The sequence below is a fragment of the Aerococcus sp. UMB7834 genome, from assembly GCF_030215145.1.
GTDB lineage: Bacteria > Bacillota > Bacilli > Lactobacillales > Aerococcaceae > Aerococcus.
On sequence record NZ_JASOLI010000003.1, the window covers coordinates 32,258 to 51,077 of the forward strand.

Annotated in this window: 17 protein-coding genes; 15 read left to right on the top strand and 2 right to left on the bottom strand. The window is 47.8% G+C overall.

Annotated features, from left to right (window positions below; translation table 11 throughout):
- Nucleotides 1-91 precede the first annotated feature (91 nt).
- The 12 genes from QP339_RS02885 (at nt 92) to QP339_RS02940 (ending at nt 12,096) form a co-directional block, all read left to right on the top strand.
- Nucleotides 92-1,081: a lactate/malate family dehydrogenase gene (locus tag QP339_RS02885; protein ID WP_284910342.1), complete on the top strand. Its 990-nt coding sequence runs from the start codon at nt 92-94 to the stop codon at nt 1,079-1,081.
- 96 nt (nt 1,082-1,177) lie between these two features.
- Nucleotides 1,178-2,395 carry a CapA family protein gene (locus QP339_RS02890; protein WP_284910343.1) on the top strand — a complete coding sequence of 406 codons (1,218 nt, stop codon included), beginning with the start codon at nt 1,178-1,180 and terminating at the stop codon, nt 2,393-2,395.
- 428 nt (nt 2,396-2,823) lie between these two features.
- The gene (gene tadA / locus QP339_RS02895) at nt 2,824-3,324 is read left to right on the top strand and encodes a tRNA adenosine(34) deaminase TadA (protein ID WP_256374741.1); all 501 of its coding nucleotides are present in this window, start codon (nt 2,824-2,826) and stop codon (nt 3,322-3,324) included.
- Nucleotides 3,325-3,413: 89 nt separating this feature from the next.
- Nucleotides 3,414-3,740, top strand: a complete 327-nt coding sequence (locus tag QP339_RS02900) for a hypothetical protein (protein ID WP_067974142.1) — start codon at nt 3,414-3,416, stop codon at nt 3,738-3,740.
- Nucleotides 3,727-5,691 carry a V-type ATP synthase subunit I gene (locus QP339_RS02905; protein ID WP_284910344.1) on the top strand — a complete coding sequence of 655 codons (1,965 nt, stop codon included), beginning with the start codon at nt 3,727-3,729 and terminating at the stop codon, nt 5,689-5,691. Before QP339_RS02900 ends, QP339_RS02905 begins: the two co-directional genes overlap by 14 nt.
- A gap of 28 nt (nt 5,692-5,719) precedes the next feature.
- Nucleotides 5,720-6,202, top strand: coding sequence for a V-type ATP synthase subunit K (locus QP339_RS02910; RefSeq protein WP_070620109.1), 483 nt, complete (start codon nt 5,720-5,722; stop codon nt 6,200-6,202).
- A gap of 123 nt (nt 6,203-6,325) precedes the next feature.
- Nucleotides 6,326-6,907: a V-type ATP synthase subunit E gene (locus QP339_RS02915; protein WP_284910345.1), complete on the top strand. Its 582-nt coding sequence runs from the start codon at nt 6,326-6,328 to the stop codon at nt 6,905-6,907.
- 15 nt (nt 6,908-6,922) lie between these two features.
- On the top strand, nt 6,923-7,924 hold the full coding sequence (locus tag QP339_RS02920) for a V-type ATPase subunit (protein ID WP_284910346.1): 1,002 nt from the start codon (nt 6,923-6,925) through the stop codon (nt 7,922-7,924).
- Nucleotides 7,914-8,225, top strand: coding sequence for a V-type ATP synthase subunit F (locus QP339_RS02925; RefSeq protein ID WP_070620100.1), 312 nt, complete (start codon nt 7,914-7,916; stop codon nt 8,223-8,225). The genes QP339_RS02920 and QP339_RS02925 overlap by 11 nt, the downstream gene beginning before the upstream one ends.
- 44 nt (nt 8,226-8,269) lie before the next feature.
- A complete protein-coding gene (locus QP339_RS02930; RefSeq protein ID WP_284910347.1) occupies nt 8,270-10,048 on the top strand; it encodes a V-type ATP synthase subunit A in 1,779 nt (592 codons plus the stop codon).
- A complete protein-coding gene (locus QP339_RS02935; RefSeq protein ID WP_284910348.1) occupies nt 10,048-11,445 on the top strand; it encodes a V-type ATP synthase subunit B in 1,398 nt (465 codons plus the stop codon). Before QP339_RS02930 ends, QP339_RS02935 begins: the two co-directional genes overlap by 1 nt.
- Before the next feature lie 6 nt (nt 11,446-11,451).
- On the top strand, nt 11,452-12,096 hold the full coding sequence (locus tag QP339_RS02940) for a V-type ATP synthase subunit D (RefSeq protein WP_070620091.1): 645 nt from the start codon (nt 11,452-11,454) through the stop codon (nt 12,094-12,096).
- Between the two features lie 493 nt (nt 12,097-12,589).
- On the opposite strand, the gene QP339_RS02945 is transcribed toward QP339_RS02940, so the two are convergent.
- On the bottom strand, nt 12,590-13,240 hold the full coding sequence (locus tag QP339_RS02945; protein WP_284910349.1) for a hypothetical protein: 651 nt from the start codon (nt 13,238-13,240) through the stop codon (nt 12,590-12,592).
- Nucleotides 13,241-13,476: 236 nt separating this feature from the next.
- Nucleotides 13,477-14,694 carry a CAP domain-containing protein gene (locus QP339_RS02950; RefSeq protein ID WP_284910350.1) on the bottom strand — a complete coding sequence of 406 codons (1,218 nt, stop codon included), beginning with the start codon at nt 14,692-14,694 and terminating at the stop codon, nt 13,477-13,479.
- Between the two features lie 357 nt (nt 14,695-15,051).
- On the opposite strand from QP339_RS02950, the gene QP339_RS02955 reads away from it, so the two are divergent.
- From QP339_RS02955 to QP339_RS02965, 3 genes are all read left to right on the top strand, one after another.
- Nucleotides 15,052-15,684 (top strand): hypothetical protein, encoded by a 633-nt coding sequence (locus QP339_RS02955; protein ID WP_284910351.1) that lies wholly within the window; start codon nt 15,052-15,054, stop codon nt 15,682-15,684.
- 5 nt (nt 15,685-15,689) lie between these two features.
- A complete protein-coding gene (locus QP339_RS02960; protein ID WP_284910352.1) occupies nt 15,690-16,772 on the top strand; it encodes an anti-sigma factor domain-containing protein in 1,083 nt (360 codons plus the stop codon).
- 885 nt (nt 16,773-17,657) lie between these two features.
- Nucleotides 17,658-18,791: an acyl-CoA dehydrogenase family protein gene (locus tag QP339_RS02965; RefSeq protein WP_284910353.1), complete on the top strand. Its 1,134-nt coding sequence runs from the start codon at nt 17,658-17,660 to the stop codon at nt 18,789-18,791.
- Nucleotides 18,792-18,820: the final 29 nt, after the last annotated feature.

The window sequence follows — 18,820 nt, forward strand, 5'->3', positions numbered from 1 at the left end:
TCGAACCTATGCTTAAAAATTAAAACTTTCTCATCATCCCCTTAATCTGTGCTATAATTGACCTATTAATAACATAAAGGAGTGACTGCAAATGGCAATTTATGGCCAGAAATTAGGCATTGTCGGGGTAGGTTTTGTCGGGTCCAAAATTTTATCCAATGTGTTGGCCGCCAATCTCTTCTCTGAAATTGTTTTGATTGATGAGAAAAAAGAGAAGGCGGCAGGGGAAGCCCTCGATGAGCGCCATGCTATGGGACTCGGTTCGACCCAGCATGTGAAGGTCTATGCCGGTGAATACAGTGATTTAGCAGATGCGGATGTGATTGTAGTTGCTGCAACCCATATCTACGAAGATGAAATTCCGGCTGAACGTCAGGATCTTTTATTAGATAATATTCCGGTCCTGGATGATGTGATGTCAGGAATCAGCCAACACACCCGGGAAGCCATCCTGGTTTTTATCTCCAATCCTGTTGATACCCTGGCCCATCTAGCAGTGACAGAATATCATTACCCCAAGGAACGGGTCCTATCGACGGGGACTATGCTGGATTCAGCCCGCTTGCGCTATGCGGTGGCTGAGCACTACGGTATCGATCCCAAGTCAGTGACAGGCTATATGCTAGGGGAGCACGGCATGTCTTCTTTTGCAGCCTGCAGTCATCTCAATGTTCAGGGGATCCCTTTTGACCAGCTGAGCGATTATTTTGAAGGGATTAGCCCCCTCGATGTTGACCAATTGACAGAGGAAGTTGTCCAATCGGCTTATGATGTCTTTATGGATAAGGCGGGTGTGACGGATGCCGCCATTGCCCGGGTAGCGGTGGAACTCTTGACGACTATTGTCCTGGACCAAGAGACGATCCTGCCTGTCGGGACCTTCTGTGGCCAAGGCATTTATGACCTCGACCAAGCGGTAACCTTCAGCCTGCCTGCTCAGATTGGCCGCCAAGGGGTTGTTCGGACCTTCCAGATTCCACTCAACGAATGGGAAAAAGAAAAATTAGTCCAAAGCGTGGCGGTCATTGACCAGTCCATCCGCTTTGGTCGGGAGAAGCTGCAAGACTACCGCAAGCAGTAAGTCCCTTATCAGTCAAGACAGAGCCGCAGCAGAGTTTGTGGGAGCGGAAGCTAGCGGCTTTTTTCTTTGCTTAAACAAGCTTTAAAGGAGAAAGTGATGAAAACTATCCAGCATCAATTTATTCGCAGCGCCTTAACGCTTGCCCTATTGGCTTTAGCGGGTTGCCAGACGGCTTCGAGTCCTCTGACTAAGCCGCAAGCAGAGACCGTCCATGAAGCGCGCATCATGGCCCATGGCGACTTGCTCTACCATGACCCGATCTTTGCTAGCGCTGCCCAGGTCGACGGCTCTTTCGACTTCTATCCCAATTTTACTTATGTTAAACCCTGGATTCAGCAGGCTGATCTCAGCTTGGCGGACTTTGAACGGACGATTGATCCTAGCAAGCCCCTGGTCGGCTACCCGCTTTTCAATGCGCCTGAAGCGGTGGCTGATGCCATGGCGGATACGGGCTATGATGTGGTGGACCTGGCCCATAACCATATCTTAGATTCGGGACTCGAGGGCCTCCGTTCAACGGCAGCTAGCTTCAGCCAACGCGGGATGACGCCCCTGGGAGTCTATCCAGAGACGTCCCGCCAGGATGCTGATATCTTGGTCAAGGAAGTCAATGGGATCAAGATTGCTCTTCTTGCCTATGCTTACGGCTTCAATGGGCTGGAGGCGGGTCTGAGCCCTAGTGACTATGCCTCTTGCCTCTCTGACCTCGACGAAGAGAAGATGTGTCAAGAAATCGAGCGTGCTGAGAAAGTAGCAGATGTGACCGTCGTCATGCCTCAGATGGGAGTGGAGTATGCCTTGGAACCGACCCAGGAACAAATTGATTGCTACCATAAGATGGTAGCCTGGGGGGCGGATGTGGTCTTGGGTGGCCACCCCCATGTCATTGAACCTGCTGAAGTGATCGACCGTGGAGGGGATAAGAAGCTGATTATTTATTCCATGGGTAACTTCCTCTCCAACCAGCGCGCGGAAACCATGGAGGGTAATATTTGGACCGAGCGCGGGGTCTTGATGGATCTGACTTTTGAAAAGAAGGGGGACAAGACCCGGATCAAGGAGGCCCAAGCTCGGCCGAGTTGGGTCGCTCGGGAAGACCTGGGGACCTATTCCCAGACCTTTAATCGCAAGCAATACCTCTATCAAACTTATATCCTCGATGATTTCGTAGCTGGCGGGCCTTACCGCGACCAAGTTGATCCAGCTGTCCGAGACCGGATCGACCAGGCCTATGCTGCAGTTAAGGACCATGTGGGATTGAACTGGCCCCAAGCCAAGCACAGCTACCAAGCCAGTCCCGGGATTGATGATTGAAGTGGTTAATCAATGGGTGAGACAAAAGTCCAGGCCTAAGCGATGTTTGTCACAGTCTCGGTTAATAAATACAAAAATTAGTTTTTTAGAAATGAAAAGTAAAGAATCTTTAAGTTCTTTGCAAGACGTGTCGGCTTAAATAAATCATCTGAGGAAGCAGAAGAAGTCGAAACTTTCCTATTATATGACGGCCTCTGAACTTTGGGTCAGGGGCTGCTTTTATTTTCTGGAAGGGCTTTAAAGACGATAAAATATCGTTTTTTGAGAAAGAAATAATTTGACCAATGGCTTAGATTATCGTAAAGTAATAATTGTGGGAACATATCTTTTGAAATCTATGGAAGGCGAATAGCCCCTTCCAAATTGAGAGCCAAGCAGAAACTTTTCATGCTGGCTCTGCTTGATTATTCCGAATTTGAGGTGGTTGTTTGCAGCATGAAGACTTTATGCGTTTGGCCATAGCGGAAGCCAAGAAGGCGGAAGCTTTAGGCGAGGTGCCGATTGGTGCGATTGTCGTTAAAGATGGCCAAGTGATTGGACGCGGCTATAACTTGCGCGAGCAGTCCAATGATGCTACGAGCCATGCGGAGATGCAGGCCATTCGTGAAGCTAACGCTTATTTGGATAATTGGCGACTGATGGATTGTGATATGTATGTCACTTTAGAACCTTGTCCAATGTGTAGCGGGGCAATTATTCTATCGCGGATTCGACATCTTTATTTCGGGGCTTATGATCCCAAGGGCGGCACAGTAGGTTCTTTGATGAACCTTGTCACTGATGAGCGCTTTAACCATCAAGTTGAAGTGACCAGCGGCCTCTTAGGAAGAGCCTGCAGCGAGATGTTGACGTCTTTTTTTAGAGAATTGCGTAAGCAGCGTAAGCGGGCGTCACGGAAGCCTCGAAAGGAAGAAAACAACTTGCACTAATTATTCTTAAAAGAGCGGCTAGTTGTTGTCAGGCTATGCTTAGTAGTAGAAGATAAGGTATAATGATTCTTATAAGGGGGGTGGAGCGATTGGCGAACCAAACGATTCAACAGGTTGTTGATGCAGAAGCAAAAGCTAAGGGCATTAAGGCAGATTTTGAAGCCAAGTTAGAGCAATTACGTCACGAATATCGAGCAAAATTAAAAGCGCTAACAGAAGAAAAAGATGCTGAAGTGGCTGATTTCAAGGCCAACAAGAAGGCCGAACTTGATCAAGCCTATGCCGAATACCAAGCACAAGCAGATGAAGAAAATCAGGGCCAAATTCAAGGCCTCGGTCAAAAATTTGACGAGAACAAAGAGGATTTGGTCGCATATGTTGTTGAGGAGGTGAGAAAATCATATGGCAATAGCTAAAATGAAGAAGTTGTCGATTGTATCGAAACCTGCACTAAAGGAAGACCTGGTGAGAAACTTACAGGCCTTGCAGAGTGTCGAAGTGTCGGCCCTGCCTAGGGAAGATGCTGAAGATGCGGTTGATGCGGCACAAGTGAAATCTGAAGACTATGTCCAATATGATGATCTCTACCAAAGAGCAGAGCGGGCTTTAGTGATCCTATCCCGTTATGCTAAAGATCGGTCCATGATGGAGAAGCTCACCCATAAGCGTCCTGTCTTTAGTCTAGAAGGTCTCCACCAAGAAGTGGACCTGGACCAAGGCCAGACTTTAATTGAAGAGGTCGAAAAACTCTACAATCAACGGGAAAACATTATCTCCACCCGGGAAACAGTGGAAGATGAACAGTCTGCTGTTTCTAACTGGCGGAGCTTGGATGTGAACCCAGCCGAGCTTTATCAACTGGACCACTTTGCCGTTTCCTTGGGGACTGTCCCTAACGATAGCTCAAGCAGCCAGTGGCATGCCCTTAAGGAAGATACAAAAGATGAGGATATTTCCTTATTAGAAGCCTTCTCCAATGAGGACGAAATTGGGGTGGTAGCTGTGACCCGCAAGTCTCAAGCTGAAGACTTCCAGGGGAGACTGGCTCAATACCACTTCCAGCCTTTCGATTATCCTTATGAAGAAGGTCCAGAAACAGCCTTCCAGAACTTGGAAGACAAGCGTAAGTCACTTATCAAGGAAGAGGAAGAAGTGGTGCAGGCGCTCCAGACTCTAGAAGCTAAGATTCCTTTAGTGGAACAAGTCGCTGAAGAGACCTATAACCGCTCACAACATGCCTTGGCTGTCCAATTGACTTATGATAATGATTATTTAATCTTACTGAGTGGTTGGACTGACGAAGAGGACTATGACGCGCTCATCCAGAAACTGGAAGCCAGTATTGGGGCAGATAACTTTGTTGTCGTGGAAGAAGAGATTACAGAAGAAGCGATCGACAATAACGAAGTCCCCACAAAACTTAAGAATAATGCCCTGAACGCGCCCTTTGAAATGATTACCGAAATGTACGGGGTACCCAACTACCGGGAGATTGACCCGACACCATTTATTACCCCCTTCTACTTACTCTTCTTCGGGATGATGATGGGGGACCTCGGTTACGGCTTGGTACTTTGGTTAGGTACCCTAGTCGCCATGAAGGTGATGGACCTGCATGGGAGTGCAGGAAACATGGTCAAATTCGGCCATTACCTATCCTACCCCACCATGCTCGTGGGTCTGCTCTACGGTTCCTTCTTTGGGGAGTCGATTCCAACAGGGATTGTCGATCCAACAGGCGATGCGATCTTGATCATGGCAGCCTCTGTTGTGATCGGTTTGATTCATATCTTAGTTGCCCTCTGCATTAAGATCTATCTTGAAGTGCGCCGGGGCAATATGGAATCAGCTTACAGCGATGGCTTAGGTTGGATCCTGATCCTACTTGGCCTAGGTGCCTGGGGGATTGGTGCTATGGCTGGGATGCCAGAAGTTGGAACCATTGGGAAATGGGTATCCATTATCGGCTTTGCCGGAATGATTATTGTCCCTGTTATCTTCCAAGATAAGAAGCTCCTGGCAGCTGGGCTAGGTCTCTACAATATCTATGGGATTTCAGGCTATGTTGGGGACCTAGTTTCCTATACCCGTCTGATGGCGCTGGGGATCTCTGGGGGATCCATCGCCATGGCCTTCAACATGCTTGTTGGCTTCTTCCCAGCCCCAATTCGTTTCACGATTGGGATCGTATTGATTATCGCCTTGCAATCCTTTAACTTGTTCCTCTCAGTTCTGAGTGGTTACGTTCACGGTTTGCGTTTGATCTTCGTAGAATTCTTCGGTAAGTTCTATGAAGGGGACGGCCGGGCCTTCAGCCCAATCAATACCCTAGAGAAATATGTACGTTTGAATAACTCTGACAAATAGACACAATATATAATACGGAGGTATAGTAATGGAAAACTGGATAAGCTTTTTTGTTGAAAATGGTGGCGCAATCTTCGCTATGCTAGGCGTAGCAGTTGCCGTAATGTTCTCAGGTATGGGGTCTGCCCGCGGTGTTGGTGAAGCCGGTCAATCCGCTGCCGCCCTAGTGAAAGACCAACCTGAAAAATTCGCCCAATCCTTGATCTTGCAGCTCCTACCTGGTACCCAAGGTTTATACGGCTTCGTGGTTGGTTTCATGATCTACTTACAATTAGGGAATGAATTAAGCTTACAACAAGGCTTTCTCTATTTAATGGCCGCTCTTCCTATCGGGATTGTTGGTTGGATCTCAGCTAAATACCAAGGTCAAACTGCTGCTGCAGGTATGCAAATCTTAGCGAAACGCCCAGAAAACGTTTCTAACGCAATTGTTTACGCCGTTATGGTGGAAACCTACGCAATCTTAGCTTTCGTTATGTCTCTACTCCTAGTTCTACAAATCCAAGGCTAATCAGAGAGTGTGACCAAAGTCAGAGCTGGCCTAGGCCAGCTCTCGCAGCCTAGTGCCTGGCTGGAGCATACTCCAGCGGCATGATCAACCAATAGATAATATATAGAGGAAAGGAGGCACTGTATGGCAACCATTCAAAATTTAACTCAGGATGTCCTCGCTAAGATTAGCCAGGAGGAAGATGCCAAGTTCAAATCGGGCAAAGAAAAGCTTGAGCAAGACACAGCCGCTCGTGAGAAGCGCATCCAAAAAGATGCTGAAGATAAGAAGGCGTCCCTAAATGACCAGGCGGCGCGCGAACTGGACCGCAAGAAGCAAGGTTACAACAACCAAATGCGCAACCAAGTCTTAGCCAAGAAGCAAGACTTGATCCAAACGGTTTATACCGAAGCTGTGACAAGATTGACGGAACTTCCAGAAAATGAGTTTATCGAATTTGTCAAAGGTGCTCTATCACAATTAAATACAGACCAAGCGACTGTCTTACAGCTTGGCTCGAAATCAGAAAAACAATTGACCGACCAAGGTTTAGCCCAACTTCAAGGAGACTATCCGAACTTGAAGCGCGCTGACCAAAACTTACGCGGTCAAGGCGGCTTCATTCTCTCCCAAGAGGGGATGGACTATAACTTTACTTTTGACCAACTGATCGAGGAACAAGAGGAAGCTCTTTCTGCCGAAATTTCCAAACGCGCATTTAATTAGAAAGGAGTTGTCGAAATGGAAAATACAGCATATGCTGGGTTGAATGTTTCCGTCCGCGTCCAAGAGACCAGTCTTTTGCAAGCGTCGGATTACAACGCCATGTTACAGGCAACTTCTTTAAGCGAGGCGCTCAATGTCTTGCGTAAGACGGACTACAACTTACCAGAGGACATTGAAGAAACAAGAGACTTCGATGCTTTCTTAATGGCGGACTTGCGTCGGGCCTATAATGACCTCTACGCAAGCACACCAGATCCACGTGTGGTTGACTTCTACGCCTTGCGCTACGAATACCATAATTTGAAGGTTCTCTTCAAGGAGTGGTATGCAGAGCGTGACTTCTCGGATATCTACCTCCCCATTGGCCGGCACAGCATTGAAAGCTTGCGCCGGGCAGTGCGTACCGGAGATGGCGAGGGTTTCGACCAATCCATGATCCAAGGCATCCGCGATGTGCGCGAGAATTTTGAGAATTACCATTCTTACGATGCCATCTCGATCATCTTAGATTCTGCCTATCTCGATAATATGCGGGAATTAGCGGATGAAATCGATGATCCAGGTGTGGACCGACTGGCCGATATGACGATTGACTTTGCCAACCTGTCTATGCTCGTTCGGGCCATCCAGCAAGGGCGGTCTAAGGGCTTTATGCGGGCAGTCTTAAGTGACAAGGGGACCCTGGATAGCGATGAAATTATCAACTATGCGGTCTCCCACAATCACGCGGCCATTGCCCAGGCCTACAAGTCCCTCATCTACGGGGGGAACTTAGCTAATGCCTTGCATGAAGATGGCAGCACCAGTGTCGTGGAATTAGAAGGTCGGATTGAAGAAACTGAAGCAGAAGAAATGAAGCTGGCCCAATTGGAGGCATTCGGTCCCCTACCAGCCCTAGCTTACTTGTATTTCAAAGAGAATGAAATTACTAATATCCGTTTGATCTTAGTCGGCAAGGCCAATGACTTAGACGAACAAGCAATTAAGGAAAGGATGCGACCTATCTATGGCTCATAAAATTGCAGTCGTCGGTGAAAAAGATGTCGTGATTCCTTTTCAATTGATCGGCTTCGATGCTTTCCCCGTTAACGACGGCCAGGAAGCCCGTAAGCAAGTCGATGAATTAGCAAAGAGCGAATACGGTATCATCTATCTTACCGAAACGATCGCTGAACAGATACCAGACACCATTTCCCATTACGACACCCAAGTCGTACCTGCTGTGATTTTAATTCCTTCACACAAGGGAAGTCTCGGCATTGGGAAGAAACGTGTCCAAGATAATGTTGAGAAGGCTGTCGGACAGAATATCCTCTAAGTCCAGCCATCTCAGTGAAACAACCATTAGAGGGAGGAAAAGATTTGAAATCAGGGAAAATAGTAGAAGTTTCTGGTCCACTGATTAAAGCTTCCGGCATGGAAGACGCTGCCGTTCAGGAAATCTGCTACGTTGGCGACTTGAACCTCATGGGCGAAATCATCGAAATGCACGGTGATGTTGCGTCTATCCAGGTTTATGAAGAAACTTCTGGTTTAACCCCAGGAGAAGAAGTGCGCCCAACCGGGGAGCTCTTATCAGTAGAACTCGGTCCAGGACTTTTAACACGTATGTTCGATGGGATCCAACGCTCACTCGAAGACTTTATGGAAGAAACAGGCTCCAATTACTTGGTACGTGGGGCCCATGTTGACCCACTTGACCGTGAGAACAAATGGCATTTCGAAGCCACTGTCCAAGAAGGTGACAGCGTTGAAGCTGGTGACATCGTCGGGACCGTCCAAGAAGGTGAAGTGATTGAACACCGGATCATGGTTCAAAATGGGGTCAAAGGAACAATTGCTAAGATTGCTTCTGGCGAATACGATTTAGATGATACGGTCTATGTCATCCGTGATGAGCACGGTGAAGAGAAGAGCTATGGCCTCTCTCAAAGATGGCCAGTTCGTATCGGCCGTCCATTCAAGAAGAAATTATTACCAGATAGCATTATGACCACCGGCCAGCGGGTAGTCGATACCTTCTTCCCTATTACTAAGGGGGGCGCCGCTGCCATCCCAGGGCCTTTCGGTGCTGGTAAGACAGTTCTCCAACACCAAATCGCAAAATTCGCAGATGCGGATGTCGTAGTGTATGTTGGTTGTGGGGAACGTGGGAATGAGATGACGGACGTTGTTAACGAATTCCCAGAATTGATCGACCCCAATACCGGCAAGTCTATCATGGAACGAACCGTATTGATTGCCAATACCTCCAATATGCCGGTTGCGGCGCGTGAAGCCTCAATCTATACCGGGATTACCATTGCGGAATACTTCCGTGACATGGGCTATTCTGTCGCTATCATGGCCGACTCAACCTCACGTTGGGCCGAAGCGCTCCGTGAAATGTCTGGTCGTCTGGAAGAAATGCCAGGGGACGAAGGTTATCCAGCTTACCTAGGTTCACGGATTGCTGAATACTATGAACGTGCCGGGATTGTTGAAGTTCAAGGGAGTCAAGGCCGGACAGGTGCTGTTACAGCTATCGGTGCGGTGTCACCTCCAGGCGGGGATACTTCTGAACCAGTTACTCAGAATACCCTCCGTGTGGTGAAGGTATACTGGGGTCTGGATTCCAGCCTATCCCAACAACGTCACTTCCCAGCCATTAACTGGTTAGACTCCTACTCACTCTATCTTGATGATGTGACTCAAGGAATTTCCGAAGCCACAGACACGAATTGGCAAGAAATGGTCGGTAGCGCGATGTCGACCCTTCAGGAAGAAGATGGCTTACAAGAAATTGTTCGTTTAGTCGGGATTGACTCCTTGTCTGAGCGTGACCGTTTGACCTTGGCTGTAGCGGCTATGGTTCGTGAAGCCTACCTGCAACAAAACTCATTCGATGATGTTGATGCGACCACATCTTTCGATAAGCAATTCAAGATGCTAGACATTATCTTAACCTTCGAGCATGAAGCGCGTGAAGCGATGGAAGTCGGCGCTTACTATGACGAAATCATGAAGGGGACGCAAAACATTCGCGAGCGCATCTCACGGATGAAATACACCCATGAAGATGACCTCGACCAATTAGACCAATTGAAGGACGAGATTAATCCTGCCATGCGTGATCTTGTACAAAAGGGAGGGGCTGAATAATGTTAAAAGAATATAAATCCGTAACAGATGTCTACGGCCCTCTGATGATTGTCGATGACGTTGAGGGAGTCGGCTACGATGAATTGGTTGAAATCCAAATGCAAACCGGTGAAAGCCGGGTGGGCCAGGTCCTAGAAATTCAGGAAGACCGTGCCGTTGTCCAAATTTATGGGGGCGGGGCAGGTGTCAACCTACGTGATACCAAGGTTCGCTTCAAAGGGCGCCCGCTTGAATTCGGTGTATCCGAAGACATGATTGGTCGGGCCTTTGACGGACTGGGCAACATCAATGATGATGGCCCTGCGATTATCCCAGATGAAATGCGTGATATCAACGGGACAGCGATTAACCCTATGGCCCGTGACTACCCCGATGAATTTATCCAAACGGGTATCTCTACCATTGACCATATGAATACCTTGGTCCGTGGGCAAAAGTTACCAATCTTCTCGGGTTCTGGTCTTCCCCACCAAGAGTTAGCTGCTCAGATTGCCCGTCAGGCGAGCGTGCTCAATGACGATGAACAGTTTGCGGTAGTTTTCGCCGCTATGGGGGTAACTTTCGAGGAAGCTCAATTCTTCGAAAATTCCTTCCGTGAAACAGGGGCGATTGATCGTTCTGTCATGTTCATCAACCTAGCCAATGACCCAGCCATTGAACGTTTGGCAACCCCTAAGATTGCCTTAACAGCTGCGGAATACCTGGCTTATGAGAAAGATATGCACGTCCTCGTTATCATGACCGATATGACCAACTACTGCGAGGCCTTGCGTGAAGTATCCGCTGCCCGCCGTGAAGTGCCTGGTCGTCGGGGTTATCCAGGTTACCTCTATACCAACCTGTCAACCCTTTATGAACGTGCTGGACGGATCCGCGGGGCTAATGGTTCGGTAACTCAGATTCCGATCTTAACCATGCCGGAAGACGATATTACCCACCCAATCCCTGACTTGACCGGTTATATTACAGAAGGTCAGATTATCTTAGACCATGAGCTCTACAACAATGGGGTTCGGCCACCAATCAACGTGTTGCCATCCCTATCTCGTCTGAAAGACAAGGGGACTGGGGAAGGTAAGACACGTGAAGACCACGCCAACACCATGAACCAGTTGTTCTCAGCTTATGCCAAGGGTAAGGAAGCTAAGGAATTGGCGGTCGTACTCGGGGACTCTGCCCTTTCTGATACCGACAAGCTCTACCTCAAGTTCACTGAGCGCTTTGAAGAAGAATATGTCAACCAAGGCTTCAACACCAACCGTGACATCTTTGAAACCTTAGATTTAGCTTGGGAACTCCTCGCCATCTTGCCTAAGTCCGAATTAACCCGGATTAATGACAAACTGATCGAGAAATACTATCCAAAAGACGCTGAAACTGAATCTGAAGGAGCGTGATGCTAAATGGCCAACGCGTTAAATGTCAAACCGACGCGGATGGAATTGCGCAACCTGAAGAAAAGTTTAGACGTAGCGACACGCGGACATAAATTACTTAAAGATAAGCAGGACGAACTGATGCGTCAGTTTATCGATTTGATCCGCCAAAATAACGAATTGCGCGAGGAAGTTGAAGCCCAACTCTCCGGCGCCCTTCAAAATTTTGTCCTTGCGTCGTCATTGATGAACCAGTCCTTCATTGATGAACTCGTCGCAATTCCAACCAAAGAAGTCTCTTTGGAAATGCACAAGGAAAACATCATGAGCGTTGATGTCCCTAAGATGCAGTTCCATTACTCCGAAGAGCAAGAAAGTGAAAATGAAAAATTTGCCTATGGTTACTTGAACACCTCAAGCGAATTGGACGAAGCGATTGAAACCATGACTCAAGTGATGCCGCGCCTACTCGAACTCAGTGAAATCGAAAAAACCTGCCAGCTCATGGCAGACGAAATCGAAAGTACCCGTCGTCGGGTAAACGCCCTCGAGTATCGAATGATTCCTGACACCCAGGAAACCATCGACTACATCGAAGCCAAGCTCGAAGAAGACGAACGGTCAACCAAGACCCGGATGATCAAAGTTAAGGATATGGGCGAAAAGGCTTAGACTTGATAGAGAGAGTGCGCCAAAAGTCGTTCGGCTCTGAACCACTGGAACAAAGGGTGGAAGAGCCTTGTTAGAGGCTCGACCAGCCTTTGCGAAGTGGAGTCAGAGCTGACTTTTGGAGCAGGTTTTGAAAAAAATTTTGTAAAGGGGTTGGAACTTTTGTCCCAGCCTCTTTTTTAATTTGGGGATGATGCTAGTGAGCAGACGTTTCGCTATTGAATTTAAGCGGTGATTAGTGAACTTGCAGAGGAAGCCTTCGTTAGCAAGTAGCTTCGAGTTAACTTGCGAATGGAGGCCTTCTTTGCGACTTGGTCATGCCTAACTTGCGAATTCCCGGTTCCTTTGCGAGTTGGCGTTGAGCAACTTGCAAAGCACCCTCTCCATCCGCAAGTTGCTGCCGTCCGCCAATCTCCAATACACATGAATCTAGGCTTCCTCGATCAATTCCAACAAAAAAGCACAGCTGGTCCAAAGTTCAGCTGTGCTTTCTTTGTTATTCAGAAGTTTTTAAACCATAAATGAGCGTGTATCCATCACGCTTGGGCTGGAGGCTGGCGTAATGGCTGCGGTAGAGGGCCTGGGTAACTTGTTGGTAGAGCAGGGGCTGGCTTTTTAAGAGCCCCCAACCTGCCGCTAACGCTTCTTCCTCAGTCGTTACGTCCTCCGTCTCCACGTGAACCTTGATTTCCGTCACCAAGTCCTGGTTAGCGTCTTGGTAGCTATAGAGAACAGCTTGGTCGTTCAAGGCGCGGATAAAGCCGCCTTGGTCGCTGGCCTCTTTCAAGGCATGGAGCCCTAGGCGTTGACGCTCCTGATTAATTGCATCAAATAAGTTATATGTCATACTTGTCTTCTCCTCATCTTTGCCAGGTGCAATTCCCCGGGCCGGCTCGGGACTCAAGCGGACGCTGGGTTGTTCACTCGCTAAGCTTAGTTCGGGACCGAGGAGGGGATCTTTTTCAGTAGTGTCCTCATCAGTTTCCTGACTTTCTTCCTCCGCCACCTTGTCGTTTAAGTCATCCAGGACGCCCTCGATCAGACTCCCCGTATCTATCCGGTCTTGATAGTCGAGCTGGTTATCGTGGACAAGGTCGACAACATCCCGACCTGAAGCCAGGGCGAGCTGGGAGAGGGTATCCCCCATTGGCTGACATAAACCTTCAAACCATAATGGACCTGGCGCCGCATCTCAACTTGAATCTCTTCGGCTGACTTCTGGCGAAAAGGCTGGCGCATTCCTTCAAGAGCACGCTTCTTAACCTTTTCGATCTTGGCAGCTTGGTTTTTTTTCTTCTTCTGGTTCACTGTGACTGGCCTCCCTTAACTGCTTTTCTTAACCCTATTATAAAAGAAAGTACAGAAGAAAGCAGGGACTAAGGGTTATTGGCCAAGAATTTGTGCCGAATAGATGAGGGTATGGTCACCATTATCGATGAATTCTAGACCGAGCGACTGGCCCTTATAATTGGCATCGATCATATTGGCATAGTGGCCAGGGCTATTCTTCCAATTGTTAAAAAGCTCTTGGGCAATAGCTTCGGCTGAAGTGCCTGGGCTTGCATAAGTCTGCTGGATATTCTCACCCACATAAGAACCGGTTGTTTCAAAACCATTAGCCGTATTGAAAGCTTGACCATTAGGACGGGTATGGGAGAAGCTATCGATAATTTCCTGGGTCCGGTTGTCGGCTGCGGCTTGATAGCTATCTTGATAGGCTAAAGGCGCTAAGCCTTGTTGGGTCCGCTCCTGGTTAACCAAGTCGTGGAAATGTTTACTGATAGCCTGGCTGAGCGAAGTCGTGGTCTGGTTAGCTAGGGTCACTGCATCAGCATTTGGCGTAGTTACTGCAGCTGGATCTTGGTTCGCGTCAGTGCTTGCTGACTCTTGGGTGCTGGCTTCAGCCGTTGGAATGAAATTAAATTCCGGCTTAGCCTTGCTTAAATCAACGGTTTCTTCACTAGCAAGGGGCGTAACTTCTGCAACAGGGATAGGGCGGCTTTCCTTAGCCTTATCCTGCTTGTTGTCAAAATCGTCATGAATATCGTCATAACTGTCATTGTCTAGGTCATCATCGTGGTCATCTTTGTCATAACTGTCATGAATATCGTCGTAATCGTCATCGTCTAAGTCGTCATCCTGATCATCATCGTCATAACCGTCGCATATATCGTCGTAATCGTCATCCTGATCATCATTGTTATAATCGTCGTAAATATCGTCGTAATCGTCATCATCTAAGTCGTCATCCTGATCATCATCGTCAAAACCGTCGTAGATGTCGTCGTAATCGTCATCGTCTAAGTCGTCATCCTGATCATCATCGTCATAACTGTCGTAGATATCGTCGTAATCGTCATCATCATCATCTAGGTCGTCATCATAGACATCGTCGTCATAACCGTCGTAAATATCGTCGTAAGCGTCATCGTCAAAACCGTCATCATAAGTGTCGTAATCGTCCCAGTCGTCATCAACTTCATAATCTTCATAGTCATCGTAATCGTCATCGAAGTCATCGGCTTGGACGGTTTCCCCGACTCCCAAGCTACCTGCACCAATTAGTCCTAGGGCGATGAGTAATTTTTTATCTAATTTCATGTGATCATTTCCTTTCTCTTTTCCATATGAGTGCTCGGAGGGCGTGTCCTGACCCTCTCGCTATACAATACAAGCAGGGGCAAAAATTTAGGGCCTTTTTTTAAAAGATTTTTCATCAAGTAAATTTAAGGACTAGTTTTGCCCTCCTGCTATACAATACAAGGCTGCTTAAAAATTTAGGGGCCTTTTTCAAAAAAAGATTTTATTTTGGTCGCCTTTATAGAAAAAATACTCTTTTCAGTCGCTTCTGCCTGTCTTTTTTGCTATAGTAGGGCAAAATAGGCCCTAAAATTTGTCGGGGCCTTGTATCTTGTCTTAAGGGCTGGAGGCTCTGATTATGGAGGAATGAGGGGATAAGTGATGGAGACGCGAGAGGAGCGAAACGCGCTCATTCAAGAACATTTTGGTTTTATTATTAAGACCGTATCTGAAATAACGGGACGCTATGTGGAAGTCGGTAATGATGATGCCTTGAATGTGGCTTTGATGGCTTTCGATGAGGCAATTTCACGTTATGATGAAGACCGGGGGCACTTTTTAGCCTTCTGTAAACTGGTGATTAAGAGCCGGGTCCTGACTCATCTTAAGGGAGAGGGCAAGGACCAGCAGGATGTTTCCTTGGACGACTTGCAGGAATTAGGATTTGACCCAGTGGACGAGCGGCCGGCAGCGCAGACGGATATGAAGGTCGAGATTGAGGCCTGGAAGGAAGACCTAGCAGATTTTGAGATTACATTGGAACAGTTAGCAGATGAATCGCCCAAGCACCGGGATACCCGAGAGCGGGCCATTGATATTTCTGAAGCTTCCAGTAAGAAGCGGGTCATTACCGACCACCTCTTCACTAAGAAGCGCTTGCCCATCCGCAAGATGAGTCGGACCTTTGATGTGACAGAGAAGGTGATCAAGGGGTCCAAGACCTTTATTATTTCGGTAATTGTGATCTTCGTGAAGGAATACCGGGCCTTATTAGATTGGATTAGGGGGTGAGCCGGATGTATGATAAAGTCGTAATTTTAGAAATAGCGAGTGACTATGCCTTGGCCATGTCGCGGTCGGGGGAAGTCCTCCGCATTTGTTTAAAGGATGGTCTTGAAGTGGGCCAGCAGGTCTATATTACAGAAGAAGACCGCTACCAGAAATCAGCTGCTAAGGCCCCAGTCCCTCTGAAGGCCCGTTCTAAGCCTAAGAAGATGCCTTGGCTGACGGGCGTTCTAGTGGCAGCCATGGCCCTCCTAGTGGTGGGTGTGGCGACAGTAGCCAGCAATTGGAACCAGGAAAATGAGATCCTCGGCCTAGGACGGAACCCGAGCATCCAGCTAGAGATCAACAACAAGGGCAGCATCCAAGCCCTGACGGATGCTAGTGGTAAGGAACAAGCAGGCGCCAAGTATATCGGTGAGGAGCTCAAGGATGAGATCGACCAGTTGCTCGGCCAAGTGAAAGTGGCGGATGACCAGAACATGGTGGTTGCGAGCACAGGCCTTCCTAAAGACCAGGCCGACCAAGTCCGCCAGCAGATCCGCGACTATTATGAAGCGAACGGCTATGATGGGGACCTGATCTTCCTCCAAGCTGAAAACAGCGAATACCAAGCAGCCAAAGACAAGGGTCAGTCCCTGGCCGACTACCTGATCGACCACTATGGCCTTAATATATGGACGCGCGAGGAAAGTCGTGACTTGTCCGACCAAGAGAAGAAAGACCGGCTGAAGGGCCATGGCGACTACATCCATGTGGTCAACGAAGACCAGCGCAAGAAAGAGGAAGAAGAAGCCAAGCGTAAAGAAGAGAAGAAGAAGGAGGAAGAGGAGAAGAAAAAAGAAGAAGCTAAGAAAGAGGAAAATTCTGGAGACAAGGATGACCAAGGCGCAAATCCAAGGCCATCTTCCCAGCCCGAAGCGAGACCAAACCAACCTGCTCAGCGGCCCCAGCAACCAGCAGCGCCGAGCGCGCCAGCTCCAGCACCCCAACCAGCCCCATACCGGGCACCCGCCCCAGCACCCCAGCCCTCCTATGATGATGATTGGGACGATGACGATTGGGATGACGACGACTGGGACGATGATGACGATTAAGAGTGTGAGGGCTAGCGGGAGAAATAGACCTTTGGAGTAAAATGCTAGAGAAGGCTGCAAGCCTTCGATGGCATTTTGCGAAGAGGAGCCCTTTCTGCATCCTCGAACCCGACTAGATAAGGGTGTGAGCCTTGCGTTTAGGCCTTAATGATTTAATCTTGGTTAAATCCCCAACACTCAATCAAAGCTTCCGATTGTGGGTTGACACAGCGAATTCAACTATAGGGTAAGTAAAAAAAGTATTTAAGCCTGGCAGTCTTGGAATAAAAGCTATTCCAAGGCTGCCAGGCTTTTTTGAAGTACATTTTTGATACAGATTGTTTTTGTAAAGAATGACCTGTTTTATCTATCCCTCTCATAACCATTGGCCCTAAATAAATCACTTGATTTTCCCCAAAAATTTAAACAATCTTTGTGTCTTTTCTGCCTTCCAGAAAAAAAGAAAAGTGATAGGAATAAACTTCTATTATTTGAACTTCTGTGAGTGATTGAAGGAGTCGATTACAGATGTTATAATAGCGCTAACAAAACTTGTAAAGGAGGGATTTGACTTCTAGATAGCAGGATAAAGTTGGAAGGATGGTAGTTTACATGCAATTACATGGCGGACAATTGAAGCGCTGAGTGCACTGGCTATTGCTTGGTTCAGGCAAGGCTTATTTAACTTTCCTGGGTTTTAACCAGTGGCTAGGCACGAGCGCACTAGGTCGGAAGGGCCCCATTGATTAAAGCTCAGGAGAATCAAATAAGTAGCAATAGGCACTCAAGCGCATCACAAAGATGGGCTTTTTTGACGTGCCTAGACAAGCAAATTCACAAACTCAGTCTTCTATTCTGACAGGTAAGCAGTGTAAAGAGTCGATGATTAGAAAGAAGGCAAAAATAATGACAGATTATTACAAGAAAGCACTCGCATTTGCGAAAGAACACATTGCACCTTATGCGGATGAGATTGAAGATAAAAAAGAGTTTCCAAGCCAGGTTTATGATCATTTAATCGAGGCCGGCTACTTGAAATTGATTATTCCAGAAGAACTTGGTGGCTGGGGTGGCGATATCTATGACCACGCCGAAGTAATCCGGGCCTTTGCGACCGAATCAGCCACTATCGGACTGACCTACATGATGCATAATGTGGCCTTGAACGTGGTCTTGAATGCAGCTAAAGATGAAATGAAGGAAAAAATTGTCAAAGAGGTCTTAGAAGAAGGTAAAGTGCTGGCCCTCGCTTATTCCGAATCAGGGTCAGGAGTTAACTTCTACTATCCTGACAAGACCCGGGCTCAAAAAGAGGGCGACGACTGGGTGATCAACGGGGGCAAGAGTATGGTTACTTCAGCGACCTATGCTTCCTACTATATGGTGATTGCGAAAACCGGCGAAGGCAAGGCAGATACCGATAACTTTATTGTGCCTCTAGACGCTGATGGAGTTTCTTTCAAAATGGACTATTGGAATGGGATCGGTTTGAAAGCCAATGTTTCTTGTCCTATGTACTTTGAAGACTTGCACTTAAGTGATGATTACCGGACTGGGGAAGCAGGGTCTGGGATGGAACAGATTCTGACCTTGGTAGCTCCATTATTCGTTGAAGGTTTGGCGGCCGTTTATTCCGGCTTAAATGTGGCCATCTCTAATGAAGCCATCATGCATGCGACCGACCGGACTTATCCTGATGGTTCAACTCTAGCCGAAGTGGATACCATTAAACGGCATATTTCTCGCATCTATAACTATGCCAATGCTGGCGTTAGTGCCTGCCAAGCAGCCGGACTTGCTGCCCGTAACGGCGATGAAGATGCCCTAGCCAAGATCCTATCAGCCCGCGTGATTGCCATTGAGAATGTGATTGAGTCTGGACGTTTAGGCATGTTGATTGGTGGGGGCCGAGCTTACAGCCAATATCGCAACTTCTCACGCTACCTAGCCGACGCCCTGGCTGGCCAAGTCATGGCACCAAGTGTGGATATCCTGCACCAATGGATCGGTAGCGTCCTAACTGGCCAAGATATTCCTTAAAGCTAAGAAGAATGCAGCCCACGTAAACA